16 protein-coding genes are annotated in these 16,546 nt (G+C 70.3%); 3 read left to right on the forward strand and 13 right to left on the reverse strand.

Features of this window, described 5'->3' with window-relative positions:
• Positions 1–10: 10 nt before the first annotated feature.
• The 13 genes from brxD to HNR21_RS19375 form a co-directional block, all read right to left on the reverse strand.
• Positions 11–1,336 (reverse strand): BREX system ATP-binding protein BrxD, encoded by a 1,326-nt coding sequence (brxD, locus tag HNR21_RS19315; protein ID WP_182706295.1) that lies wholly within the window; start codon positions 1,334–1,336, stop codon positions 11–13.
• Positions 1,333–4,044, reverse strand: a complete 2,712-nt coding sequence (gene pglZ, locus HNR21_RS19320) for a BREX-2 system phosphatase PglZ (protein WP_182706296.1) — start codon at positions 4,042–4,044, stop codon at positions 1,333–1,335. The genes brxD and pglZ overlap by 4 nt, the downstream gene beginning before the upstream one ends.
• A complete protein-coding gene (locus HNR21_RS19325) occupies positions 4,041–7,664 on the reverse strand; it encodes a DUF6079 family protein (protein ID WP_182706297.1) in 3,624 nt (1,207 codons plus the stop codon). Before HNR21_RS19325 ends, pglZ begins: the two co-directional genes overlap by 4 nt.
• Positions 7,665–7,888: 224 nt before the next feature.
• Complete coding sequence (locus tag HNR21_RS19330) at positions 7,889–8,494, reverse strand: hypothetical protein (protein ID WP_182706298.1); 606 nt, start codon at positions 8,492–8,494, stop codon at positions 7,889–7,891.
• 109 nt (positions 8,495–8,603) lie between these two features.
• Positions 8,604–9,122 (reverse strand): NUDIX hydrolase, encoded by a 519-nt coding sequence (locus HNR21_RS19335; RefSeq protein WP_182706299.1) that lies wholly within the window; start codon positions 9,120–9,122, stop codon positions 8,604–8,606.
• A complete protein-coding gene (locus HNR21_RS19340) occupies positions 9,067–10,026 on the reverse strand; it encodes a hypothetical protein (protein ID WP_182706300.1) in 960 nt (319 codons plus the stop codon). The genes HNR21_RS19335 and HNR21_RS19340 overlap by 56 nt, the downstream gene beginning before the upstream one ends.
• A gap of 478 nt (positions 10,027–10,504) precedes the next feature.
• Positions 10,505–10,762, reverse strand: coding sequence for a hypothetical protein (locus HNR21_RS19345; RefSeq protein ID WP_182706301.1), 258 nt, complete (start codon positions 10,760–10,762; stop codon positions 10,505–10,507).
• Positions 10,763–10,776: 14 nt separating this feature from the next.
• Positions 10,777–11,202, reverse strand: coding sequence for an SCP2 sterol-binding domain-containing protein (locus tag HNR21_RS19350; protein WP_182706302.1), 426 nt, complete (start codon positions 11,200–11,202; stop codon positions 10,777–10,779).
• A gap of 28 nt (positions 11,203–11,230) precedes the next feature.
• On the reverse strand, positions 11,231–12,847 hold the full coding sequence (locus HNR21_RS19355) for a S8 family serine peptidase (RefSeq protein WP_182706303.1): 1,617 nt from the start codon (positions 12,845–12,847) through the stop codon (positions 11,231–11,233).
• Between the two features lie 117 nt (positions 12,848–12,964).
• Complete coding sequence (locus tag HNR21_RS19360; protein ID WP_182706304.1) at positions 12,965–13,909, reverse strand: hypothetical protein; 945 nt, start codon at positions 13,907–13,909, stop codon at positions 12,965–12,967.
• 5 nt (positions 13,910–13,914) lie between these two features.
• A complete protein-coding gene (locus HNR21_RS19365) occupies positions 13,915–14,295 on the reverse strand; it encodes a hypothetical protein (RefSeq protein WP_182706305.1) in 381 nt (126 codons plus the stop codon).
• A 211-nt stretch (positions 14,296–14,506) separates the two neighbouring features.
• Positions 14,507–14,773, reverse strand: coding sequence for a DUF397 domain-containing protein (locus tag HNR21_RS19370; RefSeq protein WP_182706306.1), 267 nt, complete (start codon positions 14,771–14,773; stop codon positions 14,507–14,509).
• Complete coding sequence (locus HNR21_RS19375) at positions 14,770–15,603, reverse strand: helix-turn-helix domain-containing protein (RefSeq protein ID WP_182706307.1); 834 nt, start codon at positions 15,601–15,603, stop codon at positions 14,770–14,772. The genes HNR21_RS19370 and HNR21_RS19375 overlap by 4 nt, the downstream gene beginning before the upstream one ends.
• A 233-nt stretch (positions 15,604–15,836) precedes the next feature.
• Between HNR21_RS19375 and HNR21_RS19380 the strand changes: the two genes are divergently transcribed.
• From HNR21_RS19380 to HNR21_RS19390, 3 genes are read left to right on the forward strand one after another with little or no spacing between them, the layout of a single operon-like run.
• Positions 15,837–16,058, forward strand: coding sequence for a hypothetical protein (locus HNR21_RS19380; protein WP_182706308.1), 222 nt, complete (start codon positions 15,837–15,839; stop codon positions 16,056–16,058).
• Complete coding sequence (locus HNR21_RS19385; RefSeq protein ID WP_182706309.1) at positions 16,055–16,321, forward strand: hypothetical protein; 267 nt, start codon at positions 16,055–16,057, stop codon at positions 16,319–16,321. The genes HNR21_RS19380 and HNR21_RS19385 overlap by 4 nt, the downstream gene beginning before the upstream one ends.
• Positions 16,318–16,542, forward strand: a complete 225-nt coding sequence (locus tag HNR21_RS19390) for a hypothetical protein (RefSeq protein ID WP_182706310.1) — start codon at positions 16,318–16,320, stop codon at positions 16,540–16,542. The genes HNR21_RS19385 and HNR21_RS19390 overlap by 4 nt, the downstream gene beginning before the upstream one ends.
• Positions 16,543–16,546 lie beyond the last annotated feature (4 nt).

Below are 16,546 nucleotides of genomic sequence, written 5' to 3' on the forward strand. Positions count from 1 at the left end.
TCAGAAGCGGTCACGGCAGATCCAGGTCGATGTCGTCGGGGTCGGCGGCCTGTGGCGTCCAGGCGTTGCGTTCGACCTCCGTCAGCTCCGCGGCCGACAGGGTCAGGGCGTAGTGGCGGCGGGGGTCGAAGTCCTCGAACTGGTCGACCCGGTCGAGTACCTGCTCCACCAGCTTGCGCAGGAAGATACGGGGGGCGATCCCGACCTGTCCGCCGAGGCCCCCGGTCACCGCCTCCGCGAGTTCTCGTATGTAGACATCGTTCACCACCGGGACGATCCGGGGGGAGGCCCCGGCGGCGTACAGGTCGCGGATCACGATGCCCAACCGGACCAGCTTGTCCAGGTCGAAGCCGGTCAGCCGGATCTGCACCGCCCGCGGATTGTCGAAGCGGGGATCACCGAAGTCGGTGGCGAGCCGCTGGGCGAGCGGGGCGAGCCGCTGCACCCCCTGCGTCCCGTCGAAGAAGGCCGGCGTTCCCGTGATCATCAGGTAGAGCCCGGGGAACCGGCCCGTGTCGACTTCGTCGATGAGCTGGCGCAGCGCGTTCAGCCCTTTCTCCCGGACGTCGCCGCGTACCCGCTGCAACGTCTCGGTCTCGTCCAGCACCACCAGCAGCCCCGGATGCCCGGAGTCGCGCAGTACCGCCAGCAGTCCCTGCAGGAAGCCGAGCGCGCCGAAGTGGTCGAGGCCGCCCTTGATCCCGGCGGCGTGACGGGCACGGGCTGCGACGTTGGGCTGTCCGCCGATCCAGGCGACCAGTCCTTCGGCGATGTCGGCCTGTCCGGCCAACCGCGCCCGGCGGTAGCCGCGCAGCGCCGCAGCGAACGTCGGGGTGCTGCGGGCCACTGAGGCGAGTCGCTGCTCCAGCAACTCGTCCACGCCCTGTTCCAGCGCGGCGGTGTCGGTCGCGGCGACGCCGGAGGCCAGCACGTCCTCCTCCAGCGTGTAGAACCATCCGTCGATGACTTCACGCAGCGCACTGGGCCGGTGAGAAGAGGTGGCGAGCCGTTCGGCCAGCCGCCGGTAGACGGTCTCCAACCGGTGCAGCGGTGTCTCGGTCTCGGAGATCTGGATCTCGGTGACCGCGAAACCGCGGCGTTTGGCGCGTTCGGCCAGCCATCGGGCGAAGAACGTCTTGCCCGACCCGTATTCGCCGCGCACCGCCTTGAACACCGCGCCGCCCGCGGCGACGGCGTTCAGTTCCTCGTCCAGCGCGCCTTCGAAGCGTTCCAGCCCGACCGCGAACAGATCCAGGCCGGCCTGCGGCACGGTTCCCCGCCGTAGCGCATCGATCACCTCGCGGCGGCGGGCGGCGCTGACCTCGGTGACACTCATCCGTCCCCCAGGAACTGCAGCCTCAGCAGCCGCACGTCCAACGTCACCGTACGGCCGCCGTCGCTTTCGTCGATGACCTGGTAGCCGTCGACATTGAGCAGTCGGCCCACCGCCGACAGGTAACCGGCCATCCGGAACGGCGGCTGTCCGATCAGCGCTGCGGCGGCGGCCGTCGGCAGCTTCCCGCCGGCCTCCGCCAGGCCGTCGATCAGCGCGGCCACCTCCTCGTCCGGAGGTGCCTTGCGGAGGAAGCGACGTTGCGCGGCCAGCACCTCGGAACGGACCACCCGCACGCCCAACGTGCCGAGGTCGTCCATGCTGAACAATCCGTCGTCGGGCGCGGCGACCTCGGGAGCGGTCGGCGCCGGGGCGATGTCCGGGAGATCCGGTTGCGGATTCCACCAGGCCGGCTCGTGCAGCGAGGGATTCTCGAAGGTGAACCACCCCTTGGGCGGGGTCACCTGCTGGGGGAGCAGTATCAGCACTGGAACGACCATCTCGGCGGGCGAGGCGCCCCCGTGGTAGCCGGCCCGCCGGGGCAGGTAACGGATCCGCTCGTCCCAGGGAACGGTGATGCGCCCGCCGGCCGTCAGGACGCGCGGGCCCTCCAACATCAGCTCCCCCTCACCGGGCTCGGCGCTGCGATACCGGGCGGCGTTCGCCGTCGCGGGATGGATGTCGCTCCCGTACTCCAGCACGTGCCCGTGATCGGAGGTCAGCACGACCGGGCGGCCGGTGCTCTCAGCTTCGGCGAGCAACTGGGGCAGGTAGTCGATCTGGTCGATGCGCCAGGTCGGCGTGTTCACCCTGTGGTCGTCGCCGAGTGCGTCGTCGATGGTGTTGAGCACCACCCCCACCACGGTGCCCGGGGTGTGCAGCGCCTCACGGAGGTCCTCGTTGAGCACGGCCCCGGGCCCGGCGCCCAGCCCCGCCTTGTGGAACAGCTTGCTGCGCCGTCCCCGCCAGAACGCGGCGAACCCGGCACGCTCCTCGCTCTGCCCACCGGTGGCCGTCCGCCCGCACAGCAGACTGGCGCGGCAGTAGACGGTCGTGGACGGCGTCACTGTCAGGACGGGTTCACGCCCGTCGGGATCGCGCCCCGTCTCGGTCCATGCGCGCGAGGCGGTGATCTCTTCGGCGAGCGCGCAGGCGTTGGCGGCGCTCATCCCGTCCAGCACGATGATCAGGGGGGCGGCGCGTTCGGCGACGGGGCGGGCGATGCGGTCCAGCACGTCTTCGATGAGCAGCAGCCGGTCCGGGGCCGCGGCGGCGGCGCTCCACGCCTTCAGCTGCCGCGCGAACGCCCGGTCCAGCTCTGCCCGCCGGGCGCGGACCTCGGTGAACAGGGCCGCGTATGCCGACGCCGCCTGCGGCACCCGGCCGGTGTCGGCGTTGAAGACGACGACGGTGGCCCGGTCCACCCAGCTCCACGAGCGCACGTGCCGCCGGGCGCAGTCGGCCACCGTGGCGGGCGCCTGCTCCTCGGTCGCCAGCCAGCGCAGCAGCCGTACCGCTGCTTCGGCGGCCGCCACCTCGCCGGAACGATGGCCGACCCGGCGGTGCTCGCCGACCGCCTCCAGCGCCGTGTCCGCGGCGGCGACGTCAGTGGCGCGCGGCGCCGGCAGCGCGGCGGCGATCACGCGCGCCAGATCGGAGAGCAGAGCGTCGAGCCCGGTGTCCAGAACCCTGCTGCGGGCGGCCAGCTCGTCGGCGCCCAGCTCGACCAGGATCCGCTCGGCCCGGTCGCACAGGCCCCGGGCCCGCTCGGCGTGGCCGTTGTCGTTCCAGCGCAGCACCAGGGATTCGGCGGCCTCGGCGAACGCCCGCAGTGTCGCCTGCCCGGGGGCTCGACCGGCGAAGTAGCGTTCCTCGGCGCGGACACGTGCGACCTGGATGTTCCGGTCGTCGTCACCCGCGGGCGCGTAGAGTTCGGCCGCGGCCAGCCCGAACGGCACCGCGTCACCCGCCCTGCCCGCGGTCATCAGGCCGAACACCACCGTGGCGACCGGCCCGATCGAGGACTCCAGCCAGCGCGCCAGTCCGGTGCGTTCCGGCTCGCCCAGTGCCAGGAACCGGGCCATCCGCGAGTCGTCGCAGGTCCACTCCAGGATCGCGGCGGCGTCCAGGTGCTCTGTCTCGTCCTTGCCGAACCGCACCGCCGCCAGCCGCTGCATCACCGAGTCGAGCGAGAGCAGCGGCCCGTTGACGCGCTTCCATCCTCCGGCGGGCTGGGCGTCCAGCAGCGCCTCGGCGAGCCAGCGGTATTCGCGGCGGGTCAGCCGCGGGTCCAGCCGCCGCACGCTGAACGCGTCGGCGACCAGGTCCCAGCGGTTGATCGTCACCACGGTGTGGTCGAGGGCCTGCGCCAGCACCGAGTCGCCCAGTTCCGCCGGCTCGCAGGGGGTTAGCACCACGAGGTAGGCCGAGGGGGCGCGATGGCGGTGCTCGCTGAGCGCGGCGAGCACCGACAGCACGGTCGGGCAACCTCGCACGTGTGCGGTGATCTCGCCGTCGTCGGTCCGGACGGTCAGCTCCTCGTCGTCACGCCACTGCGGCGCGGCGCGCAGCAGCAGTACCCGTTCGGCTCCGGTGGCCTGGCCGTACCGTTCGCGGCGGCGGGCGGCGCGGTGCAGCGCGTGGCGCAGCTCTCCTTCCACCACGCTCCTGCCGGCTTCGGGGAGGGCTGCCCGGACGGCCTGCTCGGTCATCGCTTCACGATCCGCCACGTGATCTCGAACGTCGCGGCAGGGTGGGCGTCGGCGTCCGCGCGCAGTTCGTCGAGGACCGGGCCGACGTCCTGGCCGCTCACCCGCCTGACCTTCGTCTCAGGCGGGGGCGGTGGGGGAGGGGGCGGGACGATGATGAGGTCGATCGCCTCCTGCTCGATCTCCTCGATCCGTTTGCGCAGGGGAACGCTGTGCTCGTTGTGCCGGGCGGCGTCGCGCAGCGCGTCCCACAACGCCGCCGCCCGTTCCCGCCGGTCTCCGGCCTGCCCCGCCAGCACGGGGAGCTGGTCGAGGATCGGCCACTTCAGCCGGGCCAGCACGCCGACCAGTTCACCGGTGGCGTCCAGTGCCGCGCGGTAGATCGCCGGGTCGTCGGCCAGCGGGGCGGCGGCCAGGTCCTTGACCAGCCGGGTCGGGTCGGTCTGCGCGCTCATCCGGTCGAGCAGGTCGGCGATGGTGCGCGCGGTCGCCAGTCGGGGTGCCCGATCGTCCAGCCCGAGGGTGTCGCGATGCCGTTCCAGCTCCCGCACCAGGGCCGTGGCGTCGGGCAGCAGGTCGCCGGCCCGCCTGCGGACCGCCACCGCGATGGACTGCACGGCCCGCGCCGTGTTCACCGGCTGTCGGGCCGCTCCGAAGATCACCCGAGCCCGTTCCATGGCCCGGCCGAACTCCTCCTCGGCGGGCAGCTCCTGCCGCCGCAACGTCATGTCCGGTTCGATCCGGTCCAGCTCGGGCGGGGCGATCGGCTGTCCGGCCCGGTACCAGGACCGGTTGTCCTGGATCGCGAAGCAGGCCACCAGCAGGTCGACCACCAGCGGCGGCAGGCCCGGCTGCTCCTCCAGCACCCAGCGGCGGGCGTCGGCCACCGAGATCTCCTCGGTCGGCTTGCCGCTCTGCCCGGCGTGCCGTGCGATGAGCATCTTCCATTCGTCCCGCAGCACGAACACCTCGGTGACGGTGGCGATGCCGGCCGGGTTCGCGATCCGCTTCAACACCGGGATGTCGGCCTTGGGGACCTCCAGCCGCCCCACCCGGTCCTGGGCCGCCTGCTCGACGGTGCGCAGCACGGTGGCCAGCTCCGACCGGCGGATCACCTGCCGCCGGGCCGAGGGGTCGAAGTCGGGGTGCCTGGGATAGGTGTGGTCGAGGAGCTGCGAGCACAGCCGCTGCAGCGCCTCGCCGAAGCCGAGACCGGCGGGTGGGCGCAGCTCCAGCCGGGAGTCCAGCACGACGATCGGCTCGTCGCTGCGCGCTCCCAGGTCGGCGTCGTCGGCGCTGGCCAGTCCGTAGGCCCGGTGCAGCGCCGCCATCAGCTTCTTGGTCAGCGCGTCCTGCCGGCTGCGGAGCTGGGCGCGGGCGTGCTCGCGATCCTCGGCAGTGAGGGTCGCGGTCAGCTCCTCCAGCCGATCCCGCCGCTCCAGCACGTAGTTGATCTTGACTAGGTCGCCCAGCTCGGCGATCCGGTCGGGGGACAGGAACGACGGCACCCACGCCAGGGTCAGCGGCCGGTCCAGGCGCTCCTGGAGCCGCCGCAGCCGGTTGTGGTCCTCGGCCGGCCCCGCCTCCTTGTCGAACGGGTAGTCGATGACCACCCGCAGCGCCCCCGGCGCCAGCGGCTTGAACTCCTCGTCGGCCAGGTTGTCGGGGTCCCGGATGTTGCCGAAGACCAGCTCGACGACCCGGTCGGTGCCCCGCCACACGATCGGCCGGGTGGTGACGAACTCGCCGCGGTCGTGGGCGTCGAACTCCCGCCACAGCAGCGACCGGATGAGCCGCCGCTTGGCGGCGTCGTCGTCGACGTGCAGGACCTTCTTGAGGATCTCGCCGGTGTCCACCCGGATCAGCGACACCTCGACCGCCGGGTCGTCGTCGCCGGACACCTGGAACTCGCCGAACTCCACCGCCAGGTCCCGCAGCGTCCGAGCCACCACCGCCCGGTCCTGGCCCGGCAGCATGGTGACGATGGAGCCGTGGTTGAGCGCGGCCAGCCGGCCGGCGGTGAGGTTGCGCAACGCGGGCACGTTCGGCACCAGCGCGGCCAGCAGCAGCGTCTTGACCACCAGGTCGTCGGCGCGGAACGCGTGCCGGGGCGGCAGCGCGGCGGCCTGTTCGTCGGTCAGCTTGTGCCGGGCCAGCAGGAAGGGCCGCAGCCGCCCGGTGTAGAACTCCTTGGCCTGCTGGAACTCCGCCCGCAGCCGGTCAGTGAACGGCCGGTCGGCGCCGATGGCCAGCACGTCGTAGATGGCGCCGAGCGGCATCAGTTGCCCGACCTCCAGCACGTCGCGGTAGTCCACCAGCAGTTGCTGCATGAGCTTCAGCGCGGTCCGCTGCCGCTGCAGCGCCGCCGAGATGTCCACCATGGCGTGCAGGAACGCCGGGCTGAACGGGTAGGTGGCGCGGAACGCGGTTACGTCGGAGCCGCCGCCCTGCGCGTCCAGCAACACCTCCCACACCTCGGATCGGGCGTTGGAGGTCCGTGTGAACGCCTCGTCCAGCGCGGCCTCAGCCTCGGCGTTCTTGGCGCGCAGCAGCCGGGCCTTGACCACGGCGGGCAGGTTGCGGTCTTCCAGCCGGATCACGTCGAAGCGCCCGTCCCAGTACTTCAGCGTGTCGAACAGGCTGGCGGTGACGGCTCCGGCGGTGTCGCGCCGCACCAGGTCGCGCAGGTCGCGCTGGCGGGGCACGAAGCTCACGATCGGCGCGGGTCGCTCGTGCTCGGCGGACTCGACCAGTTTGGAGACCTTCTGCGCCTCGGTCTGCACGCGGCGGGTGTCGCCGATGTAGCTGGACAGCCACAGCACCAGCTCGTCCAGCATCAGCACGATGGCGTCGTAGCCGAGCACCTCCTTGGCGTGCCGGCTGATCTCCGACAGGCCCCGGTCCAGTTCGATGAACGCCTCGGTGCCGCTGACCGCCTGCGCGTACCGGTGGAAGGGGCCGGCCAGCAGGTCGGTGACCAGCCTGCGTCGCTCGGGGTCGCCGGGGGGAGCGGCCAGCGCCGCGTCCAGGGTGGCGGGACCCCAGCCGGACTCCTCCCACTCGGCGTCCTCGCCGGTGGCGGCGGGCAGGGTGGCGACGAACGCCTCGTCGCCGAGCCGCGCGCGCAGGTCACGGGCGTCGGCCAGCAGTTGCTCGTCCCGGTAGACGGCGGGCAGCGGCGCGTCCGGTGCGATCTTGCGGACGTGGTTGACGTAGCCGCCGAGCACCGCCGACTCCAGCGACGACGCCTCGATCATGTGGTACGGGACGAGCAGGAACCGGCGGTCCTTCAGCCAGCTCCGGTGCTCCCGGACCACCTCGGCCAGCTTCTCCTTCTCCCAGGCGGCGGGCTCCTGCCGCAGCACCGCGTGCAGCACCGCCATGAAGTGGCTCTTGCCGGAGCCGAACGACCCGTCCAGATAGGCGGCCCGGGACTGCCCGCCCTCCACCGCGGACTGGATGATCCCCAGCGCCTGGTCGAAGCAGTCGGCGAGTTGGTCGGTCACCACGTAGTCGCGGATGGTGGAGTCCTCGCCGACCCCCTTGGACAGGGTGAGGACGAAATCGCCCGCGTGCACGCGCTCGGGAATGTCGATCAGGTCGCGCAGCAGTCGAACAGCCATCTCGTCCCGTCTTCGCCGTTCCCCTCGTGTCGCGCCGTGCCCCAGCGCGGCAGCAGGTTGACAGCAGGTTATAGCAGTGGGACAGCAGTGGGATCGGCTGATTCCAACCGGCACCTGAGCGGCGGCGAGGACCGTCGGCCTGATCGCACAGAGTGCGCCCCCCGGATCGCCGAGTACGGCCGGGTGGGGTGCGTCGCCGACGCTGAACGGATGCCGCCGCGTGTTCAGCCCACTGACAGGCCGTCCCGGCATACGGCGGACAGCAGTTCGATGGTGTGCGGCAACCGGCTTTGCAGGTCGTAGACCCGGCGGCCGAGTCCGCTGGTCATGTCGTAGCAGGTGCTGAAACTGCGGGTGGGCGGTGCCTGGATCAGCAGGGTGCAGGTCCGCGGCTCGACGCGGTCGACCCGGTGCACGTCCTCGTGGCTGAGGAGCATCGTCTGACCCTGCCCGATGGTGCGGCTGGTCATGGGGCGGATCGGCTCGTGCGGCTCGCCGGTCATGAACTCCGAGACATGCAGTGCGCCGGACAGCACCCGCGAGCAGAAGCCGTACCGGTGGTTGTGCACCGAGGCCGCGAAGTCGACCGCCCGCGCGAAGACCTCCGGCGGTTTGTACTCGTGCAGCCAGACCGTGTAACCACCGGACCCGGAGCCCAGGAACCACTTGTAGTGAGTGGTGCGCTCCAGGGACCTGTCGGCGATCTGCTCCAGGTTCTCCTGCGGTTGCTCGGCCAGCCAGGCCCCCAGCGCCTCGGGCAGCGCGGGCGCCGCCAGCAGGTGTCGGGCATCGCGCAGCGCGGACTGGTCCCCGTCTCCCCTCCAGGGCAACCGGTCCAGAACAGGGAAACCACGACGTGGGCAGGCTCCCGCGAACAGATTCATTGCTGAGCTCCAGTACGACTCCGGTGCGTGGAGAACGGTGAGGGGACCGGCGGTGTCAGTGGTGGGTGCGGTAGTAGGCGATCGCCTTGGTCATCAGCCCTGTGGTGAAGTCGTCGATCTCCACCGGAGGATGGTCGGCCTGATCGAGGGGCAGCCACAGATGGTCCATGTTGGACCCGTCCCGCAGCTCCACGTCGGAACCTGCCGCCTCGATCACGAAGTTGTGCTGGATATGGCGCAAGGGTTGGCGGTAGTACACGCTCTCGAACCAGGTCATGCCGATGTTCGCCAGCACTTTGCCGCTGATGCCAGCCTCTTCCTCGAGTTCGCGTAGCGCCGCGTCCTCCAGGCTTTTCTCTCCAGGCTGGATCTTGCCGGCCGGAATCGACCAGGCGCCGGGCATGAACTTCTCGTGCAGGCCGCGTCGCAGCAGCAGGATGCGGCCCTGGTGGAAGGTGGCCGCGCTCACCAGCACGCCGAACACCTTGTCCCGCAACGGCGCGATCGCGGTGGCGGGGTCATCGGTTCGATCGATTCGCGAGGAAGTTGGTGAATTCGTGAACAAGCCGCGCATGCTCCTGCCTCCAGTTCGTCACGTCGTCCCGTGTGACCGTTCGCCCGGCGAGTTTGGTCAAATGTTGCAAAAGATCCGCCTCCGAGGTGTGGCTGCTGATCTTCAGCGGAGGGTCGTCGGTCTGCCGGAAGCGCAGGTGCGCCTCTTGGGCGTGGACCTCATAGGGAAAGGTACCCCTCGCGAACTTCAGTGACTCGGGTATCGGTTTTTTGGCCGAATCCGGTCCCTGGTACCAGGAGATGTAGACGGCGTCGTCGAACAGCTCGATCCGGGTGGCGGCGACATCACGGGTGAAAGCGATCTCGGACTCGCAGAAGTGGCGGCAGTCGAACAGTGCCACCACCGACATCAGGATCTCGTCGGTGACCTCCCTGGCCAGCTCGGTGACCGTTTTGGTGCTGTTGGTCTGGTCCCGCTTGATGGCGGCCCGAGCCTCGATCGCCGCCTTGGCGCGCGGGTCGAGCATGAGGATGGAGACGCGGCGGAGCCGCCCTCGTGGCGCCAGGTGCAGCCGTGGTGGGACGTACTTGGCGCTGGTGCCCCGGAACATGTACGACGTGGTCGTCGCCAGGCTCTGGGAGACGGCGTCGTTGTACTCCTCGGAGAACTGCGTCCCGGCGTCGTAGGTGGCCGCGGGCATGTAGTGGGCCTCGTAGCCGGCGAGCTTGCCCAGCAACTCCTGTGAGACGCTGCCGATCGTGCCCTCGATCTGCTCCATCAGCATGCGTTCTTGGATGTTGCCGCTGATGGTGGTGTAGAACAGCGCGAAGATGACCGAGGCGACGAGGTTGAGTCCGATGGCCGAGAACGCCTCGCCGCGGCTGAGGTCGCCGTCCAGGACCGCCAGCGACACCCCGCCCACGGCGAGCACCAGGGACGCCAGAAGGAGCCCGTAGAGCTTCAATCTGCTACCAGACCAGTGCCTGACCCACTGCGGTACGCCCACCAGCGCGCGGCCTCCTAGCCTGCAACCCGCCCAGCGTCCGTGTCCGGGAGTCGGGCGGCTCCGTGCAGATGATATGCGTATTGTGAACGCAATCAGGAGGCAAAGGAAGGCTTTTGGTCGAGGCGGGACATCCGCCCGCGTTCCGGTCGCGTTCCTGGCCCGTTCCAGTCGGTCCGCAGGCGGTTCGGTGCCCTTGCGGTGACCTGCTGCTTCCATGGTGGGTGGCAGGTCTGTATCGCGGACGGCCGGAGATGCGTCACAAACCCGTATCCGTGTGGTTCTGTTGCGTCGCGCAACCGGCCCAGATCCTGCTGATCGTCGCATGTGGGGATGATGTGGGACTTTCACGACCTCTTCCGGGTGGCGCCATCGAACACATGAGTGACGGTGGCCGGGAACCCGCTGGCGAGCTCAGGGTGTGCGGGTGGTTCGCCGGTCAGGGCTTGTCGATCTGGACGGAAGTGGCCGCGCCGCCCTCGTCGGGAAAGGTGATCCGCACGTTCAGGTCGCCGTTGATCGCCTCGCGGAGCATGGCAAGCCACATGCTGTGCATGACCCACTCCAACGAAGAGATCTCCGGATCGCCGAACCACAGGAAGAGGGTTTCGGACCGCCCCGGAGCGATCGCGATACGTGTGAAGCCCGCGCCCTGCTGCACGCTGAGGCAGTCCACCTTGCCTGTGACCATCGCCATGTCGCCGACCTCCTTCACGTCCGCCGCAGAGAACGCACCAGCCTGCGAACGGCCTCGACGTCTCCGCGCAGCCGCACGCCGCCCCGGCCGAACGCCTCGAGCGGGGACAGGGCGCCCTCCGCGAGGCTGCGCCAGGCTTCCTCGGTGATCAGGATCTCCGCGTCGGGAGGGGAGGCGGCCACGGCGCCGACGGTGCAGCCGTCGGGCTCCTGTGTCAGCGTCCACGAGCCGACGTCCCGCCCAGAGCCGTCATGGACGGCGAAACGGATCCGGGCTCCGGTGTCGGAGCCGCCGGCGAGTTCACCGATCCGCTCGAACGACCTGCCCAACTCGCTCTCTCCCGGTTCGAGCAGGCGGGGGAACGGGGAAAGGAAGTCGGCGAACACCGGGTCGGCGCGGAGCCGTTCGATCTGGTCCGCCGGCAGGCGCCTATCGGACATGGTTCCTCCCTCGTCGTCGTACGGGTCCTCAGTGGAGGAGATCGGTGATCGAGACCGCGGCCGGATACAGCAGCAGCCGGAGGGCTTCCAGCACGTTGATACGGCCGTGGCCCATCTCCTGGTTGCGGGTGCCGTGGGGGAACCCGCGCTCCGTGGCGTAAGGGTGCGCCCCCACCTTGTCGGCGCTGCGTTCGATCACCTCCCGGACCTGGGCGGGCGTGAGACCGGGGGCCGTGCTGAGCAGCAGGGCGGCGAGACCGGCGACGTGCGGGGTCGCCGCCGACGTCCCGTTGAAGCGGTCGACGTAGTCGCCGTCCTGGTAGCCGCCGCCACCCTGGATGTCGGTGGTGGGCACCCGGACGCCGGGGGCGACGACCGACACGCCGGGCCCGAAGTTGGAGCCCCAGGGCTCCTGGTCGGGGCTGTTCGGTGACTTGCGTTCGTCCACCATGTCACTGGCGCCGCATGCGATCACCCGCGGGTGCCGTGCCGGGTAGCGGTTGATCACGCCATGGTTCTCGTTGCCGGTGGCGGCGCACAGCACCACGCCCCTGCCGACGGCACGCTCGATCGCCGGATCGATCACGGTGAAGTCCCATCCGGTCGGGCTCATCCCGTCACCGGGGGCGTACTGCCCGAAGCTCATGCTGATGACGCGGGCGCCGTTGTCGACCGCCCAGCCGATGCCGCGGGCCACTTCGACGTCCGTCCAGCCGACGAACGCGACGGGCAGGATCCGGCAGCCGCCGGCGACCCCCGCCACCCCGGCCCCGTTGCCGATCGAGGCTGCGCAGATCCCGGCGCAGGCCGTGCCGTGACCGATGCTGGGGCCGTTCCGGGGGGCGCCCGGCGCGGTCATCCCCGCCAGTTCGACGCCGGGTCCGGCCAGCGTGAGGTCGGGATGGGTCTGGTCCACGCCGGTGTCCAGGACGCACACCACGATCTGCCTCGTCCCGGTGGTGACGTCCCATCCGGTCCATCCCCGGCCGCCCGCCTCGATCCGGGCCATGTTCCACTGCCTGTCGAACAGCGGGTCGTCCGGCGCGAACGTCAGCGGGGTGACCATGGGCATGATCTCGAACCGCACGTCCTCGACGAGTTCCCCGTACTCCGACTGGACGGTGTCCCGCAGGTCGAACGCGTTCCACCTGGCGGGATCGGACACCGTCCAGTACTGGAACCCGGGCAGGTGCTCCGACAGCTCCGAGGAGAACCGCAGGTTCCGCCGCGGCAGCGTCTCCCTCAGGCGCCTGGCCGCCAGGTCGTCGCGGGGACGGATGATCAGCACGTACGGCAGCGGCGCCACCAGCCCTCCCTGCCCCGGCACGTCCCCGATCCGGTAGACCGGTCCGACCCATTCGACGGCCGGGGCCTCGGCCAGCGCGGTGACCTGGGCGTCGCCCACGGGACGCCCGTCCGGGGTGCGGGCCCACACCCGCCGCCCGGCCTGGTTGATCTCCTCCCGCGGGCCGGGAGCGGCCTGTGGCCGTGTCTCCTCCGGCACCAGGCCGGCGCCCCCCAGCAACCGTCCGAGATCGGCGGCGGCCGGCGCGCGCTCGGGAGCGAGGGAGATCAGGAGGAGGTCGGGCTCCAGGACCATCTCGGTGCCGGACCCGTGCGGTAATCGGCTCGGGAACGCGGCCATCTCATCGGCCTCCTCGCCCGTGATGCATCGCGTGGTCGTTCTACATCACGATCATCTCCCGCGCCGCGTCAGGGAAATGCCAGGACATGTCCCGAAATGCGTAGAACGTCTCCGGTGTCAGGAGGGCGGCGGCTGGTTCGGGTCGGGCTGGAAGAGCAGGCCGGGCAGGGTGGTCCTGCCCGCCAGGTACGTGGTGAGCTGTCTGCCCAGTGCGGGCTCGTCGGCGGTGCCGAACGGCTGGGGCCAGCGCGCCGCCCGGTACAGCCGCCACCGGAACAGATCGAAGGCCGCCTGGAGCAGGTCACCGTAGTTCTGCGCGGCGGGCAGCAGCCACGCGTAGTAGACGGCCACCGCCGCCGCGGGGCCGAGCGGCAGCGCCCACCAGGCCAGCGGGGTCCAGACGACGATGGCCAGGCTCCACCAGACGGCGTGGGCCGCCATGTCCATCTCCGCCCGCGCCTGGGACAGCTCCGCCTTCACGGGCGGGTCCAGCAGCAGCCACAGATGCGGCCAGCAGGCGACCGGGTCCAGCCCGAGCTTCGCGCGGGGGCGCAGCTCGGCGACCCGCAGCCGGTTGCCGAACCGGGTCGGCATCGTGTCGGCGAGCTCCGGGGGGATGTTGCGCGTGGTTGCCAGGAGCCGCGCGAGCTTGAGTTTGTCGCGAGGCGATAACCCTTTCGCGTGTTTCCCCGCCTCCCGGAGTTTCTTGACCTCGCATCGGCACCTGACCCTGCGGCGGTGAAGCCGGCTCCGCAGGTAGTCGCCCAAGCCCCAGGGCCAGTAGCCCTCCAGCAGGCGCAGCAGCGGCAGCGTGAGCCGTTCGGTGACGGCCGCCGTCAACAGGACCGCCGCCAGGATCGCGACGACGAGCGTGATCTGCAGGACGGTGGGCAGCGCGGCGAGATCGGCCCCGACCCTCCGGAGCCCGCCGGGCCGGTGCGCGGCGTGCCAGGCCCAGGCGCCCAGGCCCGCGCCCCAGAACAGCCCCGCCGGTGTCAGCAGCCTGAGCAGCACGGCACCGGCCATCCGCTCCCCGGTCTGCTCCCACAGCTTGCCGAGCATGGACGTCAGCGCTTCGGGATGAAGTCCACGCCATCCTTGGCGCAGCGGGGGACCGGCTCCAGCACGTCGTCCCGTTCCCACTCTTCACCGCACTTCGGGCAGACGTACAGCGTGCCGGAGCCGGTGTCGCGGTCGCCGGGCAGCACCTCGATCTTCCGGGGCCTCGCTGTTCCCCGGGGCGAATTGAGGACATCCTCCATCCAGGTGCGGGTGCCTTCATAGCGGAACACCAGCCGTAACAGCGGCTCCTTGACCGGCTCGCCGGAGTGCGCACGGGCGAGCAGGTCGTCGAGTTCACGGCCGACCTCCTGGGCGTCGTCTCCCACGAGCTCCGGCAGGAGCAGGCGCATCATGTGGGCCGCACTCACGATCTCGTCCTCGTTCATGACACCTCCCCTGAGGAGATGTGTCGGCCCTACCCGCGGTCGCGGATCGCCGAACCGGTGGGCGAGCCTGCCGCGTGACCATCGGAATCCCAGGTCAGGCGGCACTTCGTGGGCAGGACGAGGCCGGTGCCGTCTCGCGCTCATCCGGGACGGGCCGCGCCGAGCCGGCGGTGACCGGGTCGGTCATTGTGAAGCCTGCGGGCGGGCCAGGTCAGCGGTCGTGGCCGCCGTTGCGCACGGCTTGGAGGAACGCGCCGAACGCCGCCCGGCCGATGGTCAGCCGGGGACCGTCGGGATCCTTGGAGTCGCGGATGGCGATGGCGGGGGAGAGGTCGGCGACCTCGACGCAGTCGCCACCCTGAGCGGTGCTGTGGCTGCTCTTGCGCCACAGCTCAGTGACCTCTACACACTGGCCGCCCTGGGAGGTGCTCCGGCTGCTCTTCCGCCACTGCAGGGAGCAAGTGTCAGGGCTGTTCACGAGTAGTCCTCCAGAGCACGCTTGACCATGTTGAGGGACTCGGCCCGCGACAGAGCCTCACCCATGAGGTGATTAAACCGCATCGCGTACTCTGCGACGATCGCTGGATCCTCGATGACCTGGCTGACTTCGGGGCCCTCGTGGTAACCGACATCAGGTCTGTCCTCGAAGTTCAGCAGAGTGAACGACCCGTCGATCGATGCGTAGTTGACAGCCACGAACGGAAGGATTCTGACCTCCACATGCGCCCACTCGGTCATCACAGTGATGAGATGTTCGAGTTGATCACGCATCACGGCCTTGCCGCCCACGGGCCGTCGTAGCGCCGACTCGTCTACGACGAACCACATGCGGGGCGGCTTGGAGCGGCGGTGGATCGCTTGGCGTTCCATGCGCGCCGTGACTCGGGCCTCCACCACCTCCGGTGTGTGCCACAAGGCCATTTGCGCCCGTACGTAGGACTCGGTCTGTAGAAGACCTGGGATGACCTGCGCCTCGAAAGACTGCCGAGACGTTGCTTCGCGCTCCAGATCGACGAGCTGCGGGAACCAGTGCGGCAGGGCCAGAGCCTTTCCGGTCTCCTTGATGAGATTCCATAGCCGCCAGAAGTAGCCGTTGGTCTTGAAGTAGGTGTCGAGGTCCCGCGCGGTGGCCTCGGAGGGCGGGCACTCGGCGGTCTCGATCTTGCCGATCCAGGTGGCCGTGCAGCCGAGGGCGGCGGCGAGCTGGGGCTGGCTGAGCCCGGCATCGGTGCGCATTGTGCGAAGTTCGCCGCCGAAGAAGTCGACGATCGAGGCGTAGGGGGTCAGCTCTCGGGGGCGTCGCGCCATTGATCCGCCTTCCGGGGTTGTAAACGAGCGTGCGGCGGTTGCAATGCCGCACGCTGCGTTGTGTCGCTCTCCGCTTCCATCTCTGGCTGAGAGTAACCCCCATGCGGTTATCTGGTCAGGCGATCGGTCAAAGAAATCGGCCGATTTCCCCGCAGGCTCCGCACGGCCGGGTCGACCCCCAGAACCGCCCCTGGCCGTGCGGCCCACCCCGAATGGATCAGGAGCCCTTCTCGATGAGCACGACGATCACCTTCGCTCCCGGCTGGCACGCCGACCGGCACGAGAACGGCTGGGTCGCCCGCCGCAAGGGCGACCTGACCGAATACCAGCGCGCGAACGGCTGCCTGGCCGAGATCACCGCCACGGACCTCGGTGAACTGTGGATCCTCTGCGACGCCCAGATCCGCCTGGCCGAGCGCGTCGCCCTCGCCGAGACCGCCCGGAACCTCGCATGACCACCCCCGCAGCCCGCATCGAGGCCCTGGCGGTGCACCTCAAGGCCCACGGTTACGAGGTCGAGCCCATGTCCTGCTGCCTGGCGGTCCGCAACCCGGACCCGAAAGGCCCGCTCGCCTCGGACGTCCTCACCTGCCGCCCCCACGAGGAGGACGACGGCCGGCTCTGGTTCTTCACCCTGTCCGGCGACCCGGTGTCCGAGGCCGACAACCTCACCGACGCCCTGGTCTGGCTCAAAGGCCACCTCGGGAGCCGCCCGTGATCGACCGGGATCCGCACACCGGCAGATACCGGCCTCCCGCCCCACCACACCCCGGCGACGCGGCCCTCCACCTGGCCCGCCTGCGAGCCGAATTCCCCACCTTCGGCATCATCGCCGACCCCAGGCGCCCCCTCTGGATGGCCGTCAAGGGCGATCTGGTGATCAAGGCGCCGGACAGCACCCGGCTCCGCCGGCGCCTGCTCGCGATATCCGGCCGATGACCCC

Origin of the sequence: Thermomonospora cellulosilytica, assembly GCF_014138835.1 — a bacterium.
GTDB classification, from domain to species: Bacteria; Actinomycetota; Actinomycetes; order Streptosporangiales; family Streptosporangiaceae; genus Thermomonospora; species Thermomonospora amylolytica.